This window comes from Sorangium sp. So ce362 (assembly GCF_051519845.1).
In the GTDB taxonomy this organism is placed as follows: Bacteria; Myxococcota_A; Polyangia; order Polyangiales; family Polyangiaceae; genus Sorangium.
On sequence record NZ_CP150332.1, the window covers coordinates 8341727 to 8357271 of the forward strand.

The 15545-nt window shown below is 69.1% G+C and carries 14 protein-coding genes, 1 other RNA gene and 1 pseudogene; 10 read left to right on the forward strand and 6 right to left on the reverse strand.

All coding sequences use genetic code 11. The annotated features are described in order from the left end of the window. Positions 1-642: 642 nt before the first annotated feature. Complete coding sequence (locus WMF17_RS32025) at positions 643-1338, forward strand: hypothetical protein (protein ID WP_437644771.1); 696 nt, start codon at positions 643-645, stop codon at positions 1336-1338. 117 nt (positions 1339-1455) lie between these two features. On the opposite strand, the gene WMF17_RS32030 is transcribed toward WMF17_RS32025, so the two are convergent. Beyond that, positions 1456-3078 (reverse strand): NTP/NDP exchange transporter, encoded by a 1623-nt coding sequence (locus tag WMF17_RS32030; protein WP_437644773.1) that lies wholly within the window; start codon positions 3076-3078, stop codon positions 1456-1458. Positions 3079-3307: 229 nt separating this feature from the next. On the opposite strand from WMF17_RS32030, the gene WMF17_RS32035 reads away from it, so the two are divergent. Continuing rightward, positions 3308-4744 carry a hypothetical protein gene (locus WMF17_RS32035; RefSeq protein WP_437644775.1) on the forward strand — a complete coding sequence of 479 codons (1437 nt, stop codon included), beginning with the start codon at positions 3308-3310 and terminating at the stop codon, positions 4742-4744. A 16-nt stretch (positions 4745-4760) separates the two neighbouring features. On the opposite strand, the gene WMF17_RS32040 is transcribed toward WMF17_RS32035, so the two are convergent. Further along, on the reverse strand, positions 4761-6536 hold the full coding sequence (locus WMF17_RS32040) for a hypothetical protein (RefSeq protein ID WP_437644777.1): 1776 nt from the start codon (positions 6534-6536) through the stop codon (positions 4761-4763). A gap of 50 nt (positions 6537-6586) precedes the next feature. Next, the gene (locus WMF17_RS32045) at positions 6587-7669 is read right to left on the reverse strand and encodes an esterase/lipase family protein (RefSeq protein WP_437644778.1); all 1083 of its coding nucleotides are present in this window, start codon (positions 7667-7669) and stop codon (positions 6587-6589) included. A 495-nt stretch (positions 7670-8164) separates the two neighbouring features. Here WMF17_RS32045 and WMF17_RS32050 point away from each other — a divergent pair, with 495 nt between their 5' ends. Then, on the forward strand, positions 8165-8911 hold the full coding sequence (locus tag WMF17_RS32050) for a hypothetical protein (protein ID WP_437644780.1): 747 nt from the start codon (positions 8165-8167) through the stop codon (positions 8909-8911). Between the two features lie 214 nt (positions 8912-9125). Here the strand turns inward: WMF17_RS32050 and WMF17_RS32055 are convergent, their stop codons facing one another. Further along, positions 9126-9416, reverse strand: coding sequence for an oxidative damage protection protein (locus tag WMF17_RS32055; protein WP_437597026.1), 291 nt, complete (start codon positions 9414-9416; stop codon positions 9126-9128). Positions 9417-9917: 501 nt separating this feature from the next. Between WMF17_RS32055 and ssrA the strand changes: the two genes are divergently transcribed. From ssrA to WMF17_RS32070, 3 genes and pseudogenes are all read left to right on the forward strand, one after another. After that, positions 9918-10261, forward strand: a transfer-messenger RNA (tmRNA) gene (ssrA, locus tag WMF17_RS32060). Between the two features lie 91 nt (positions 10262-10352). Continuing rightward, on the forward strand, positions 10353-10592 hold the full coding sequence (locus WMF17_RS32065) for a DUF433 domain-containing protein (RefSeq protein WP_437644782.1): 240 nt from the start codon (positions 10353-10355) through the stop codon (positions 10590-10592). Then, positions 10589-10687: pseudogene (locus WMF17_RS32070) on the forward strand (DUF5615 family PIN-like protein); the annotation flags it as partial. The gene WMF17_RS32065 and the pseudogene WMF17_RS32070, both read left to right, overlap by 4 nt. Here WMF17_RS32070 and WMF17_RS32075 read toward each other — a convergent pair. Next, positions 10662-10940: a hypothetical protein gene (locus WMF17_RS32075; protein ID WP_437651487.1), complete on the reverse strand. Its 279-nt coding sequence runs from the start codon at positions 10938-10940 to the stop codon at positions 10662-10664. The pseudogene WMF17_RS32070 and the gene WMF17_RS32075 sit on opposite strands and share 26 nt — an antisense overlap. A gap of 357 nt (positions 10941-11297) precedes the next feature. Between WMF17_RS32075 and WMF17_RS32080 the strand changes: the two genes are divergently transcribed. The 4 genes from WMF17_RS32080 (at position 11298) to WMF17_RS32095 (ending at position 14592) form a co-directional block, all read left to right on the forward strand. Further along, entirely contained in the window at positions 11298-11717 is a 420-nt protein-coding gene (locus tag WMF17_RS32080) for a hypothetical protein (RefSeq protein WP_437644784.1), read from the forward strand. 541 nt (positions 11718-12258) lie between these two features. Further along, positions 12259-12774, forward strand: a complete 516-nt coding sequence (locus WMF17_RS32085; RefSeq protein ID WP_437644786.1) for a hypothetical protein — start codon at positions 12259-12261, stop codon at positions 12772-12774. A gap of 482 nt (positions 12775-13256) precedes the next feature. Then, complete coding sequence (locus WMF17_RS32090; protein ID WP_437644788.1) at positions 13257-14165, forward strand: hypothetical protein; 909 nt, start codon at positions 13257-13259, stop codon at positions 14163-14165. 181 nt (positions 14166-14346) lie between these two features. After that, the gene (locus tag WMF17_RS32095) at positions 14347-14592 is read left to right on the forward strand and encodes a DUF433 domain-containing protein (protein WP_437644790.1); all 246 of its coding nucleotides are present in this window, start codon (positions 14347-14349) and stop codon (positions 14590-14592) included. Here WMF17_RS32095 and WMF17_RS32100 read toward each other — a convergent pair. Continuing rightward, positions 14589-15482 carry a sulfurtransferase gene (locus WMF17_RS32100; protein WP_437644792.1) on the reverse strand — a complete coding sequence of 298 codons (894 nt, stop codon included), beginning with the start codon at positions 15480-15482 and terminating at the stop codon, positions 14589-14591. The two genes, WMF17_RS32095 and WMF17_RS32100, sit on opposite strands and share 4 nt — an antisense overlap. Positions 15483-15545: the final 63 nt, after the last annotated feature.

A 15545-nucleotide genomic window follows, 5' to 3' on the forward strand; every position in this document is an offset into this window, starting at 1 on the left:
CTCTTAATCGTCGGCCACGCTACCTACCCACCATAGACCGGGGAAGGACATGCGGGGGTGGAAAGGATATCCAAGCGCGTCATTCAGGGGGGTCAGCGGTCGAGATGGCCAATGACGCCGAGCGGGCTGTGATCGATAATATGGACCGTGGGACCGGAGGGCGGGCTCGAGCGCCACGCATGAGACGAGCCACGCTGAGCCAGAATCGACATGGCATGCATTTTCATCCAGACTGACCATGGAGGTGGCCTTGAAGACGCACACGCTCGTCACAACGCTCGTTTCATTGCCATTTATCTCCAATACCGCGCCCGCGAAAACACCACACGAGTCTTCCCAGCCATTCAATGTTAGCGGACTTCAAGAGAAGTCCTACAAGCGCTCTCTTCGCGCGTGCGACCCGTACTCCGACGCCCTCTTGGCCCCATCGGACCCGCCAACTTACCGAATTCGTGCATGTTTCCGGCGCATCGAGACGGCGTCGCGCTCCGGGCATCACGTCAACGGGCATGTGGGGCAGGATGGCACTGGACCGCCGGAAGGCGTCTGGAAGCGCTACCATCCCACCCTCTACCCTCTACCCTCTTTCCGCGACAGCGTTCGGCGCGCGCTCGAGGATCGACCGGCGCTAAGGTTGCGCTCATGACGTCCACCGTGACCCGCAACACCGGCTCCACCATCAAGTACGCCGTCATCACGGCGGTGCTCGCCGGCCTCTCGTTCCTCTGTTTCCGCGCGATGATCGGCCGCTCCGGTCCGCTGTGGCTGCTCTGTCTGGTCGGCGGCATCGGGTTCGCGGTGTTCGCGTTCGGGTCGCTCCTTGTCGCCAGGGACCTGGCCGGCACCGCGACGTGCCCGCGCTGCCAGGCGACGCTCGCGGAGATCGAGCTCAACCACACCGACGACCCGGCGTTCTGCGACAAGTGCCAGGCCGCGTACCTCGTCGACAAGCGCGTCCTCACCGTGCTCGCCGGCGACTACGTCCACCCGCAGCCGGGCTTTCCGGTGCCGGTGACGAGCGAGACGATCAGCTGGCCGGAAGGCTGCTGCGTGTGCGCGAAGCCGGCGACTCGCGGCATCGAGGCGAAGGCGGACGACGGCCAGACCGGGACCAACGTGGCCGTCGCCGCGGCCGGGCTCGCGCTCGGGAGCATCGCGGTGCGCACCGGCGGCGGCACGAGCTACACGCTGCGCATCCCGCACTGCGCCGAGCACGACGACGGCGCGAAGCTCGAGATCAAGAGCGGCAACGAGCCGCCGCTGCAGATCCGCTTTCGCTCGTACGCCTACCAGCGCCGCTTCCTCCAGCTGAACCCGAGTCCGGCGAAGGCCGCGTAGCTCCGCTTCAGCCCGACCTTCTCGAGGTCATCGACGGCACCCGCTTCGTCGTGGAAGCGACGGATCGCGACGGTTCGGCGCCGCAGAACAGTCCCGCCAGGAATCCCGCCAGGGGAGCTACGCGGCCTTCAGGCCCTCGGCGTCCGGCTCGTCCGCGGCGCGCCGCTTGTGCTCCCGGGCGATGCCGATCACGACGCCGAGCCACACGAGCGCGAGCGCGATGTTGATCATCGCGAAGTGGCGGATGGAGAGCGCGAGCACCTGGCCGACGATCACCCCGACGGCGGCGAGCACGTCGCCCGCGCGGACGACGAAGGTGTCGATGGCGGCCTTGGCGCTGTACTTCGCGTCGCGGCCGACCGGCAGGAAGAGCGCCTGCCGCGCCGTGTTCTGGACCGAGTAATCGGTGCTGTTCTCGGCGATCTTCGCGACGCGCACGACGGCGAGCGCGGGCAGGACGGCGAGGGACGCGTAGCCGAGGACGGCGATGGTCGGGAGGAGGAACAGGGCGAACCGCACGCCGAGGTACTTGAAGATGCGCGAGACAAGGAAGAGCTGCAAGATGACGCCGAAGGTGTTCACCCAGTAGAAGAAATCGCCCTTGAAGGTGCCGATGATCGCGCCGAGCGCCGCCGCTTTCCCCTTCTCGGTGCGCGGGTGGACGAGCCCCTTCTCGGCGCCCTCGACGACCTCGCCGCCGGCCTCGACGTCGAACGCCCCGCCCTTGACGGCGGCGATCTTCCCCTCCAGCAGGCGCGACGCCGCCGGATCGACGAGGTAGACCGGGGCGCCCGCCGCGAGGGGCGCGCCCGGGTCTGCGCCCTCGGCCCCGGCGGCGGCCGGCTCCCTTTCGCCTGCGTCGCGCGGCGCGCTCTCCGGGCTGAGCGCGCTCGTGGCGGACTCGATCAGGGTGCGATCGAGGATGTACTCGCCTGTCGAGTTCACCCAGTTGAGGACGAGCGTCAGGCCGGCGATCAGGAGAAGATAGCGGTCCCCCGCGATGATCTTGAATCCGCCGGCCGCGCCGCCGGGCGGCGCGTCGGCCCTGGCCTTCTCGCCGCCGAGGCGCGCGAGGTCGTCGCGGTGGACGATGTACGTGAGCCACAGGCAGGCGAGCAGCACGCCCGCCGCGAGGAGCATCATGTTGTAGGGGCCGATTGGCACGTAGACGCGCTTCGCGATCTGCGCGCCGAGCATGGCGCCGAGCGAGCTCCCGATACCGACGATCGCGAAGAGCCGTTTGCCCTGCTCGGGGGTGTAGACATCGTTGGCGAACGACCAGAACTGCGCGATCACGGTGAGGTTGAAGCAGCCCACCCACAGATAGAACGGCACCCCGAGGGGGACGCCGAGGCGCGCGAGGAGGAAGAAGAGGACGAGGTTGCCGGCGAAGAAGAGCGTCAGCGCGGTGGTGAGCTGCATGCGTCCGAAGCGCCTGGCCATGGCGCCGTAGGCGCGGACCACGCCCACGAGGAGCAGCGCCTGGCCCGCCGCCGCGTAGGCCTTCACCTCTGGACCGTCGAGGTCGAGCTGCTGTCCTCCGATCTCGAGCCCGCCGCCCGCGAGGATCAGCGGCTCGCGGACCACCTTGAGGAGGTAATAGCCCGTGAGCAGGAGGAAGACGTTCAGCGTCAGGACGAGGACGCTGAAGACCTCGCGCGGCTTCACCTCGGCGAAGATGGAGAGGAGCCTGTGGAGCCCCCCTCGGGATCGTGCCTCGTTCTCGCCTGTGCTCGCCACGCGCCGCTCCATCCCGGGAAGACCGCCGTTCAGGCGGCACCGGAACAGGACCGATGCCCGAACGCGGGAGGCTATCGAGCCTTGTCCCGGCCGGCAACATCCCTCTCGGCGCCGTCCGTGTGAAGCGCCGCACAGGGGGTTCGACAGGGGCGCGTGGCGCGGACAAAAGTCTCTCGGGCCGGGAACTCCGCTAGGCTCCCGCGTGGCGACGTGCGAGAGACGAGGCGGATTGGGCACGAACGAGAAGGGATGGACGCGCGCGCTCGGCCCGGGTTGGCGGCGGCGCACGGCCGCGCTCGCGAGCTGCGCCGTGCTGTCGCTGTGCGCCGAGGCGCTGGCCGCGCCGGAGGCGAGGGAGGCTGAGCCGGCCCCGCCGGGGCGATCTCCCGCCGCGGCGCCGCAGGCGCCCAGCGCGAAGCGTCCTCTGCCGGACTACGATGGTCGTCCGGACGAGGGGGCGAGCGTCGGCGACGCGCTGCTCTGGGTGCCGCGCGTCGCGCTCTTCCCCGCCTACCTCGTCAGCGAGTACCTGGTCCGGCGGCCGCTGGGCTATCTCACGGTCGCGGCGGAGCAGGGCAAGTGGATCGAGGAGCTCAAGGACATCTTCACCTTCGGGCCCAACGACACCATTGGCATCGTCCCGACGGCGCTCCTCGACTTCGGGTTTCGCGCGAGCGTCGGTGTTTACATCTTCTATGACGACCTGTTCTTCCCCGGCAACGAGCTCCGCGTGCACGCGGCGACCGGCGGGATCGACTGGCTGAGGCTCACGATCGCCGACCGCATCCCGCTCGACGAGCGCGCGTACGTGAAGCTCCGCGGCGAGGCGGACGCCCGGCCTGACTGGCTGTTCTCGGGGATCGGCCCGAGGTCCCTGGGGCGCGACTGGGCCCGCTACAGCGCCCGCAGCGTCGAGGGGAGCGCGACGGTCCACGTCGGTTTCGACGCGTTCAGCTTCGTCGAGGCGTACACCGGCGCGAAGACCGTCGATTTCGACGACATCTGCTGCGAGCCGACGGTCGGCTGGCGGGTCGCGAACGGCCGCTATCCGCTGCCCCCCTCGTTCGACGCGGGGTACACGGCCTACCGGATCGGCGCCCGGGCCGCCCTCGACTCGCGGCGGCCGCGCCCCGAGCGGGGCCACGGCGTCCGGCTGGAGCTCTCCGGGGAGCACGCCGCCGACCTGGAGCGACCGTTGCAGAGCCGATGGCTCCGCTACGGCGGCACGCTGGGCGGCTTCGTCGATCTCACCGGGCACGAGCGCATCGTGAGCCTCGCCCTCTCGGCGGCCTTCGCGGACCCGCTCGGCCCCGCCGAGGTCCCCTTCGCCGAGCTCGTCGAGCTCGGCGGCGGCGCGCCGATGCATGGGCTCCGCGAAGGCCGCCTCCGCGGGCGGAGCGCCGCCGCGGCGACGCTCGAGTACCGTTACCCGGTCTGGGCGTTCGTCGACGGCACGGTGCAGGTCGCCGCGGGCAACGTGTTCAGCGAGCACCTCCGCGACTTCGATCTCGACCTCCTGCGCATGTCGTTCGTGCTCGGCCTGCGCACGAGCGGTTCGCGCGACCACTCCTTCGACTTCCTGATCGGCTCGGCGACCGAGACGTTCGAGCAGGGAGCCAGTCTGCAGGAGCTGCGCCTCATGATCGGCGCCAGCCGCGGATTCTGAACGGCGGGGGGGGAGCTCAGTCGGGCGGATCGGCCTCGTCGGGGCGCTCGATGCCGACGAGCTTGTAGCCGCGGCGCGGGCCGAGATCGTAGAGGTGGGCGCGCAGCGGGCCGGGCGCGTGTCCGTTCAGGAGGTCGACGATGGCGTAGCGCGAGGGCGCGTCGTCGGGCGCGCCGCCATCGGCTTCGATGTGCGGGAGCGAGAGGCACACGCGGCCGTCCGGCGAGGGGCGCACGACCGGCCGCGCGCGCGGGGAGAGCGCCTCGCCGGCGTACATCGCGGCCTCGTAGCGGAGGTCTTGCGCGCGCGCGACGCCGGTGCGCCGCGCGAGGTCGACGCCGCACAGCTCCGCCGGCGAGGCCAGGGCGACGTCGGCGATCGGCGACAGGCGCGTGAGGTAACGCGCCATGATCGCGCGCTTTCGCTGGATGAGCTTGTCGATCAGGAACGCTGTGTGCCGCGGGGCGGTGAAATCGCCGATCCGCACCGCCGCCTCGATGAGCTCCGGCGTGAAGCGCGCGAGCGTCCGGGCGGCCCAGGCGCCGTCGAGCTCGGTCATGCGCGCGAAGGCCGGGTTGGGGTAGCCGCCGCGCCAGCCCTCCGGCCGGAAGTCGCGATCGCTGAAGAAGCCGAAGATGTCGCCCTGCGGGTCGCGGGTCGCCCGGTCCCACGGCCGCTCGGGGATGCCGAGCGTGGCGAAGTCGAGGAGCGCGTACTCGGCGTCGAAGTAGTAGGCGTGGCCGAGGCGCTTCGAGATGTCCTCCCACTCCCACTCGCTGCCGAAGCAGTCGCCGAGATCGATGGCGTAGTGCCGCACGTGGCCCGGCGATGCGTCCTTGTCCTCCCCGTCCTCGGCGAGCCAGACATCCATCGAGTTCTGCTCGCGCGAGTCGAAGTGGTTGAGCCACGCGGCGAGCAGGCGCCCCCCGCGCAGGTCGCGCCGGTCCTCGTGCGGGATGACGTCGTTCGGATCGTCCTCCCGAGTCCCCTCGTACTTGAAGGGCCCGAGGGCGCGGCCCGGCAGCCAGCGCGAGGCGACCATGCGGACCCGGTCTCCTCGCTTCGAGGCCTTGGCGAGCACGCCGTCGAGCGCCGCCCGGTCGAAGGGCCTCGTGGTCCCGCTGTTGTCGGTCACGGTGAGCCCGGGCGAGAGCTTCAGGACCGACGGCTTCAGGTAGACCACCGAGTCGCACGGCGCCCAGAAGCCGGCGGCGTGGTAGAGGCGCGCCGCGATCGCCGTGGCGCCGGTGGCCCGCTCGGGCTGGTCCGAGGGGTCGGCCTTGAGCATGAACTTGCCGATCCCCTCGACCTTGATCCGGAAGCCGGGGTTCGCGCCGTTCGGCTTGCCCATGTCGATGACCCAGGACCCGTCCGGCGCCTCGTCGTCCAGCGTCCTGTCGCCGCACGGCCCGCGCACGAGCTCCTCGGCGGAGAGCGGCCGCTTCCCGATCCGATTCGTGAACCAGCTCGAGTCCGGCACCTCGTCGAGGCTGTTGACGTTGACCGCCTCCCCTCCCGGATCCACCGCGAAGAACCGCGTCACGGGCCGGAAGACGAGGTTGTCGGCCGCGTCCCACGCGAACGACGACTCGTACGGCTCAGGCGTGCAGAGGCGGTGCTGCGGATCGTCCCTGGGCGCCTCGGGATCGGGGCTGCAGGGCACCGGGACGGGGTTCAGGTCGGCGTCGCGCCAGACCGGATCGCGCAGGGGAAACCGGCGCACGTCGCCGCTGCAGGCCGCGCTGAGCAGGGCGAGCAGCGGGAGCGAGCAGGTGAGCGGCGCCTTGAGCATCGACCGGGAAGGGTACTGGACGGGGCGCCGATCGGGGCGGCTTTCGCTCGTCAGAAGCCTTCTTGCCGGAGCCGCTCGATCACGGCGCGGTAGAAGTCGATATAGAGCCAGGGGTTCCCGTCGCCCGGGCTCTGTCCGAAGAGCTGGCCGATCTCGTCGAAATGGTCGGCCGGGAGACAGCCCCAGAAGTGGCCCCATCGCGCGTCCCGCGCGCGCACAAGGCCGTCGTTCGGGATCGACTCGCCGAAGCCGCCGTCGAGGATCGTCTCGGTCAGCGAGAGCAGCGGGTGCACCGGATCGAGGCCGTCGTCGAACTGCGCGACGAAGGGCGCCGGGACGAGCGTCGTGCAGTCGCGGCCGCCGAGCGCGCGGTCGGTCCGGCCGCCGAAGGAGGCATAGAACACCCCGGGCGCGTCTGTGTACTTCGCGTTGAACTCCGCGATGCCGGGCGTCGAGAACTGCTCGAGCGAAGTGAAGACGCTCGTCTCGTTGCCTATCTGATCGTAGAGCGGCGCCCCGATGGCATTGAGGAGATCGTCGAGGACGTCCTGCAGCCGCTCGTGGGCGACGAGCTGGAGCGCGATGTCGGCGATCTTCGAGCCGAGATGAGGCGTGGCGACGGTCACGACGGAGGCGACGAGATCGGGCCGCTCGTGCGCGACCACGCGGGCGTCGAGGCCTCCCTGCGAGTGGGCGATGAGATTCACCTTCTCGTGGCCCGTCTCGGCGAGGATGTGCTCGATCCGCGCGAGCAGCTGGGCGCCGCGGTACGTGGAGCTGTTGAACGGATCGACCGAGGGCGTGAAGACCACCTCGCCGCCCTCGCCGAGGGAGTGCTTGAGGTTGTAGAAGTAGCTGACGTATCCCGCGCCCGCGAAGTCCTCGAATCCGAAGAAGCCGTGGGCGAGGACGATGGGATAAGGCGGCCCGAGCTTCCCTGACGACGGCCAGCCGCCCCCGCCGCCGCCCGAGCCCTCCGCGGCGCCCTCCCAGCCGCCCGAGGCGGAGCTGCCGCCCGCCCCCGTGAGCACCTCGCCGGTGTCCCACGGATCGAACTGCTCCTCGGCCGCGCCGCAGCCGGCGAGGAGCGCACAGGATGCGAGTGTTGCACACCTCCGGAGACCAGCGGACACCCGTCGTCCCCCTGGACGAGCGTCCGTGTGAGACTTGCACTTACGCAAACCGCCAATACGCGATGATGAGAGTGCGAACGAAGAAAGATCCAGCACGACCACCTCCTGCCGGAATCAGCTCAGACTCTGCTGATGGGGCTCTGATGTCAAGTGCTGTCGGAAAACTGAACCATTTGAGAGCGTCTGGCGAGACCGTATGGCGAGAGCGCCTGGCGACGCCTGGCGAGACCACGATCGAGACCGTCTGGCGAGACCGACGATCGACACTGACGAGAACGTCGAGAACGTCGAGGGCGTCGAGGAGGCCGTCGAGACGACTGGCGCATTGCGTCGTAAACGGTGGCGCGGGTTTCCTGCATTGCGCCATGGGGTTTCGAGGCCGCGCTAGCGCATTGCGTCGCGGGGTGATGTTATTTTTCCATGCGGAGGGGCGTGCCGGCTCCGGTAGGTTCGTGGGCCATGCGATCTGTCCAGAGCTCTTTTACGCTTGTTCTGATGGGTTCCCTGGTCGCTTGCGGCGGCGCGACGCCTCCTCCGTCGGAGCCGGATCCGGCGGACGCCGAGGCGGCGGCGACGCCGGCAGCGACGTCGGGCGGCGAGGCGGCGGAGGAAGGGGACGGGAAGAAGGAGGAGGACGCGGCGGCGGATGCGTCGAAGCAGGTCCCGACGACGTGCGAGCAGCGGGAAAAGATGTGCTTGCCGCCGGCGGCGTTCGTGAAGCGGCTCTGCGGCGGGTTCTATCCGGACGTGGCGCTCAACCTGTTCGCCAAGGGGACGCCGTTCACGCGCGGGTACCTCACCCGCGATACCGAGGCGTGGAACGCCTCCGGCGGATCGTCATCGAACGACAAGCTGCTCTTCGATGAGGAGGTGCTGATCCTCTATCAGCGGGTGCCCGACACGGGCGGCATGGTCGTGAGCGGCGCCGGGGGCGGCTACGACGTCCTGCGCTGGGACGGGACCTGCGCGTCGCTGATGACGGAGGAGGTCCGGCTGCACGTGCCGCCGAAGCCGAAGTTCGCGCCGATCCCGTGGAAGAGCCTCGATCAGAAGACGCGCGACGCGTTCCAGGCCGACGAGAAGGTCGGCAAGGTGGTCACCGAGCGGCGGAAGGAGTGCAAGGGCGCGACGATGGGGGCGGTCAGCGCGAAGTGCGAGAAGGTCGACAAGCAGATGGGCGCAGCGCTGATCGAGTACGTGCGCGGCGGAGGAGCGCTGCCGGCACCGGGGCCGCTGCCGTGAGGGCGGGCGGGGGGGCGGGGTGAGCCGGGGAGGCCGGTGAGCGGGGGGCCGGGGGGGGGGTGAGCTAGCGGTGCGAATGAGGGGGGCCGGGGCGCAGGACCGCGGCCGGCAGGTGACGGGAACGCAGGACCGCAGCCGGCAGGTCACCGGAACGCAGGACCGCAGCCGGCAGGTGGACGGGAGCGCCGCCGGCGACAGGGCCGACGGGGAGCGGCTACTCCTGCTTGTCCTTGGGCGCCACGTAGTCGGGCGGGAGCTGCGGGGCGTCGTTGCCGCCGCTGAAGAAGTACTTGTCGAGCTCGGTCATCCAGAGCCGCTGGCCGGCCTCGGAGATGAGATCGAGGCGGTACTCGTTGATCAGCATCTTCGAGTGCTCCAGCCACATCCGCCACGCCTCCTTGGAGACGTTGTCGAAAATCCGCTTGCCCACCTCGCCCTTGAGCGGCGGCTTCTCCAGCCCCTCCGCCTCACGGCCGAGCTTCACGCAGTGGACCATCCTCGCCATAAGTTGCCCGTCTCCTTTTCCTTTTCGCGGGGTTCTTAGCCGAGCCAGGGGGAGCCGTCGAGAGCAGCAGGCAGGCAGGCGACGTCGGCAGGAAAAAGCGGGGGGCGGCCGGCGTGGGAGGGAGCGGCGGGTGCGACCGGCGTGGGGGAAGCGGACCGGGGTCGGGGAGCGGCGGGTGCGACCGGCGTGGGGGGAGCGACCGGAGTCGGGGAGCGGCGGGTGCAACCGGAGGCACGCGCGAGCAGCTCGCCGGGGAGCGGACGGGGAGCACGGTGGAGCCGGGACGCAGGCAAAAACGCAGGCCAGAACGAGCCGTGCCGGCTGGACGCGCCCGGACCGAGCCGGCAGAACCGGAGAACCGCGGATCGACGGTGGACGGCGGATGGCGGACGGCGGACGGGAGGCGCGCTCAGCGGCAGGGCGATCTGACGCCGAGGGGCGCGGAGGGGTTGACGGCAGCGCAGTTTCTAGCAATGTTTGGTCCGTCTGAACGAACCACGAGGGGGCGATCGGCTTCGACGTGGGGACTGAAGGTCTGTCTGCGTGCTGGCGGCTCCTGCTCCGCCTATCAAGCGGGACGTACAATTGCGAACGACAACGCATACGCTGTTGCGGCCTAAGAACCGCTAAGCCATCCGAAGAGAAGGTCGTCCTAGTACTCCAAGGGTGTCAACCACAGGGCTGGGCCGCGTGAGGATGCCCTCGATAACGCGACCGAGATTCAGTGAGGGATAGGTCGTAGCCGAATCTACGAACGCCGTCGTCAGCGTAAGGCGACTACGCACGTGAACGAAGGTAGACTGGATGCCTTGCGGACCCGGGTTCGATTCCCGGCGCCTCCACCAAAAAGACACGGTGAAAACCGTGTCTTTTTTCTTTTGTGTGCCCTGCGTGTGACCTGACAAATTTTGCGGCATCCTTCCCCCTGGTGCCGCGATGAACCGCGACGAGCTGCTGGACCGGATCTCCATCGACCCCAACGTCTGCTTCGGCCGAGCTTGCATCCGCGGGCACCGGATCTGGGTGTCGCTCGTGCTCGACTTCCTCGCCAGCGGCCTGTCCGTCAAGGAGGTGATGGACGAGTACGGGATCGAGGAGGCCGACGTCCTCGCCTGCATCGCCTACGGCGCCGAGATGGCCCGGTTCGCCGACGTCGCGGTGTCGCAGGACGCATGAAGTTCAAGCTGGACGAGAACCTCGGCAGACGAGCGGCCGACCTGCTCCGGGAAGCTGGACACGACGTCGCTACCGTGCCGGAGCAGGGGCTGTCACCCCGTGGATCCCCCCTCGAAGCGCCCCGCGCGGGTCCTCCCGCGGGTCCGGGCGGTAGAGGCTGCACCTCACCGAATCCCAGGCGCCGATGAGCACCTGCTGCTCGACGTCGGCGCGTTCGCGCGCAGGCACGCCGCTGGCGAGGAGCACCGCCCGGATGAGCGGGCGCTCCACGAAGATCGCCTGCACCGGAGGGCGCTTCTTGGGATAGTGCGCGGGAGGCGGGCGGCGAGCCCCCTTCCGCGGGCGCATCACCCGCGCCTCCTGTGATCCCTGTGGGGAACCGCAGGCCCGTGGGCCGGTCTGCGGGACGGCCAGCGGACGGGCGAGGTGCCCGTCCTGAGGGCGGATCGGTTCTTTGGCCCGCCGGAGGGGCGTAAGTATACAAACGGACATGTCGGACCTCGCGCTATCGGGGCTCGGCCACGCCGTCCGGGGTGTTACCAGCACCCGCGGGCGGTACTTTGCTTGTCCGGCAAGCTTAGGTGGTCAACACTAGAATGTCAATCGACACTCATGCTCGGCGACGACCGAATCGCACCGTCCGGGTTTCTGACAACGAGACGGTCGTCTCGTTGTCAATCTTCGCGAACGCTCTGGACTCCAAGCATGACGACGCCGCCCGTACCCTCCACAGAACGCTCCAACGGGAAACCATCGCGCTTGGCGCCCCTGACATGCATCGTATTTGGAATAGCGCCGCTATCGAGCTCGTTTGCTGGATTCGTCCTCAGCGACAGAGCCGCTGTCGTAGCCATCGCTGCGCCAACGCTGCTACTCGCCATGGCGTTTGCACGAATCGACCTGTTCCAGGAGATCAAGGGCGCTGGTGTTGAGCTGAAGCTTCGCCAGGCAGAAGAGGTAACAAGAGAAGCAAAGGCAACAATTTCAGAACTCCGGCTCGCGGCCAACACGATGACAAGGATCTACGACGCCGCCCTCGCCCAGGTAGCAGGATCCGCGGGGTTGCCGATGCCCCGCCCTCGCCGGGTCTCCTGCGGCGGCCTATCTTCGGAGATGCGCAGATAGGTCGCGGAAGTCGCTGCCTATTCACGGGAATACGCAGGTATGCCGCGGAGCGTCGCGACCTATTCGCAGGAATACGGAGATTGGCCGCGGCGCCTCGGCGCCTTCATGCTACAACTCGCCGCTAGGCCCTGCGACGCAACTGATTGCGACGTTAGCCGACGGACGCACATCCGAGACAAATATGTCCGAGCCTCTCTTCAACGACGCTCTCTGGTTCACAATGGGCACGCACTGCCCAGGAAGGCACTACGTGCTGGGAAACCCGCACACATTTCCGGGCCGGATGATGGCGTGGTGCCCAGCGAAGCAGAAGAGCTTTTTCTTTTCTCTGAGCGATGTCGACGAAGCAGCGAGCGCGGCTAGAGCATGGATGTCGGGGTTCCTCGCAGGCAACGAACCGCCCCCACCTTGTGGCCGTGATGGACAGGTCGACTTCGGCAGTGACGAGTACAAGCGATGGCGCCGACGAGCGGACGATTTTAGGCGCACCGGCCACTGGTCCCCAGAGGAATGACGACGAGGCCATGTCTTGAGAGCAACCGTGATCACCCTTCACGAAGCTCAGGACGTCGCGCAGCGGTATGCCGAGCAGAGGAAAGCGGTCTGGTTCAACAATTCCGTCATTGACGGAGCCACATATTGGTTCTTTGCTGTTGGACATATTGGGTCGCAGGGCGTCATCGTCGACAAGGCGGATGGTCGTCTCCACGTCCTTGGATCCGCCTTGTCACTAGAGGACTGCTTTTGGGCACATGAGCACGGGTTCTCGCCCGAGTTCGTCGCGCTGCGCATCACCCGCGTGCACGACCGCGAGCACACCATCGAGCTGCTCCTCCACATCATTGAGGAGGGGCCGCCACGACTTCCCAATCCAAACCCAAAGCGCGCTTGGCTTGCGGAGCGTATTGACCAGCTGCCGTGCGAGTTCCTCCGGCAGCGCCTGGGGCTCTCAGTTCCGGCGCTACGGCGCGCGGCTGAGCAGGGCTGGTTCGAGTATCAGGCGGTAGATCCATCCACGGAGGCAACTCCGCTTCCCCTTTCTGGCGGGGTCGGCTAACAAGCGGATGCTGCCGGCCGCGCTTCGCGCGGCGGCAGACCAGCAGGGCGTTAGACCGCTTACGCGCCGGAGTGCTCGACCTCCTTGTCTCTGCTGCAGCAGCCGCCCGATGGTCTCGTAGGCGATGCGCGCCGCCTCCACGTCGCTCGCCGCGAGCGCCGCCTCAGCCGGGGCTACCCGCCGCGCCGGCTACGCTCCGCCGCGAGCTCGATCACCCCGCCCGCGTCCGCCCCTGCCGCGCCGAGCAAGCGCCCGATGGTCTCGTGGGCGATGCGCGCCGCCTCCACGTCGTCCGCCGCGAGCGCGGGCCCAGCCGGGGCTACCCGCCGCGCCGGGTGCGCTCGGCGGCGAGGTCGATGACGCCGGCCGCGTCGCAAGCGGCCGAGGTGTGGCGCCCCGTTCACGCGTCGCGTCTCGCGCCGCGATTTGGGCGGAAAGTCCGCATGGATCGGGGAGGTACGAGCTTTGCTCCCACCGCCGTCATGAGTAACTACTTTCGTTCGCTGGTTCTCGTGGGGGCTCCTTTCATCTTCGTCGCGGGCTGCGGCGGATCGGACGGCGACACGATCGCCGAGCCCACCGCGGCGCCGGCAACCCCGTCGACTCCGGCGGAGGTAGACACCACCTATGAACAGATCGGGCGCGGCTGCGGTGACAACGGCTACCTCGTTCGCTCGCTGACGCACGTCCCCGCGCTCACCACCAACAACCTCTGGATCGCCCCAAACAACGACGCCGCCGGCCTGGCCGCGTCCAAGAACGACAATGGCTGGGGAGCGAGCGTGGGCGTCTACGAGCTCGGGTTCGAGTCGAGCGGGGACAACATGGAGAGCCGCTCCGCCGAGCAGGCCGCACGATGCGACGCGGTCGGCGAGATCTTCGACCCCGCCGGGGACGGCGCGCGGCAACGCTTCCTCAACGTCCTCGTCTACGCCGGCGATCACCCGCACGCCGAGGCGATGCCCGCCGAGGGGCTCCCCGCCGCGGTCGAGGCGCCGGTCCGCCTGAAGGGCTATCTGGACGTGGCCGCGGGCACGCGCGAGGAGATCAAAGACGGCGTCGTGTACCGGGACGCGCAGCACCAGTACCTGCCCATCTACGTTCGCTGCGAGAAGCCCATGAAGATCACCCACGAAGAGCGCCTGTTTTCGCGCGAGGAGGTCGAGGCGCTGAAGATCGACACCCGCATCTGTCGCCCCGTCGCCGAGGACGGCTACGGCTGCCTCTTCGAGCGCCCGCAGCCGGTCGAGGGTGCGTGCACGTTCGTGGCGGCCGACGCGAAGTACGTGGCGACGAGCGGCGAGGAGCACAACATGTCGCTCGGTGGCCGCATCGAGCGCGGCGAACAGCTCAGCTACAAGATCACGGTCGACCGCTTCGCCTTCCGCTGAACGAGGGTCCTCGGTCAGGGAGCGTGACGTCGGAGCGCGTGCACGTGCACCGAGATGCGCTCGAGGGCGCACCGAGCAGCCGCCCGATCGTCTCGTGGGCGATGCGCGCCGCCTCGACGTCGCCCGCGGCGAGCGCCGCCCGCATGCCTTCCGCCAGCTGACCGATCCCCGTGGTACCGCGATGAACCGCGACGAGCTGCTGGACCGGATCTCCATCGACCCCAACGTCTGCTTCGGCCGGGCCTGCATCCGCGAGCACCGGATCTGGGTGTCGCTCGTGCTCGACTTCCTCGCCTGCGGCCTGTCCGTCAAGGAGGTGATGGACGAGTACGGGATCGAGGAGACCGACGTGCTCGCCTGCATCGCCTACGGCGCCGAGATGGCCCGGTTCGCCGATCTTCCAGTGCCACCGGATCGACCGAGCTAGCTGGATACGGAGACGTCCTCGCAGAGTCGGAGTTCCACGGCGGGCACCAGGCCGGCAGGGCGGATGCCGGGTCCGAGCTTAAGCGCACCGCTCGGGTCCTCCCGCGGGTCCGGGCTGTAGAGGCCGCACCTCACCGAGTCCCAGGCGCCGATGAGCACCTGCTGCTCGACGTCGGCGCGGTCGCGCGCAGGCACGCCGCTGGCGAGGAGCACCGCCCGGTTGAGCGGGCGCTCCATGAGGCGAGAGGAGCTGCGCCCCTCCGCCGTCGCCTCAGGTGTCCCGCGCCCGCCGCGCCGGCCCGCGCTCGACGGGCAGGTGCTCGCGTCGGCTCCAGACTCGTCTGGCGGGCGCGCGTCCACGAGCACCACGCCGGGATCGTCGAGGTGGGCAGCCACCCAGTCCGCGTCCACGACGCGCTCGGGCTCCGGCTTGCTCGTCAGCGTGCCCGGCCGAGGCTCCGCGGCCTCCGACGAGATGGGATGACCCTCGGCCCGCCAGGCACCGAGACTCCCGTCGAGCAGGGCGGCCCGATGGCCATGCCCGATGACATCGAGCGCGAAGAACGCGCGCGCGGGCGCGAGGCCGTCCATCCCGCCGTAGAGCACCACCTGGGAGCCATCGACGACCCCGGCGCGCTCGAAGGCGGCATTCACGTCCGCGAGCGGAGGCAGCTCGTTGGGGACGTCCCGATCGACCGCCAGGGCGTCGGCCGACAGGAAGCGCGCGCCGGGGATGTGCTGCCGGTCGTACGTGCGGCGATCGCGGTCGGCGTGGATCACGACGACGCTCGGATCATCCAGGTGCGCCGCGACCCAGCCCGGCGAACGGAGGAGGCTCGCTCCTGGCTGGGGCGCGCTGGCGCTGGTCTCCAGGGCCTCAGCGCGGGTCACGCAGCCGGACAGACCGAGGGCAGCCGCGATCAGGGTGGCTCTTCGGGATGCGCTCTTCATGGT

Coding starts and splice junctions, on each gene's coding strand:
- WMF17_RS32040 (WP_437644777.1), bottom strand. CDS start 6,536: ATGCTCAAGGCGCCGCTCACCTGCTCGCTCCCGCTGCTCGCCCTGCTC.
- WMF17_RS32065 (WP_437644782.1), top strand. CDS start 10,353: ATGAACCGCGACGAGCTGCTGGACCGGATCTCCATCGACCCCAACGTC.
- WMF17_RS32095 (WP_437644790.1), top strand. CDS start 14,347: ATGAACCGCGACGAGCTGCTGGACCGGATCTCCATCGACCCCAACGTC.
- WMF17_RS32075 (WP_437651487.1), bottom strand. CDS start 10,940: ATGCGCCCGCGGAAGGGGGCTCGCCGCCCGCCTCCCGCGCACTATCCC.
- WMF17_RS32050 (WP_437644780.1), top strand. CDS start 8,165: ATGGGTTCCCTGGTCGCTTGCGGCGGCGCGACGCCTCCTCCGTCGGAG.
- WMF17_RS32080 (WP_437644784.1), top strand. CDS start 11,298: ATGACGACGCCGCCCGTACCCTCCACAGAACGCTCCAACGGGAAACCA.
- WMF17_RS32025 (WP_437644771.1), top strand. CDS start 643: ATGACGTCCACCGTGACCCGCAACACCGGCTCCACCATCAAGTACGCC.
- WMF17_RS32090 (WP_437644788.1), top strand. CDS start 13,257: ATGAGTAACTACTTTCGTTCGCTGGTTCTCGTGGGGGCTCCTTTCATC.
- WMF17_RS32055 (WP_437597026.1), bottom strand. CDS start 9,416: ATGGCGAGGATGGTCCACTGCGTGAAGCTCGGCCGTGAGGCGGAGGGG.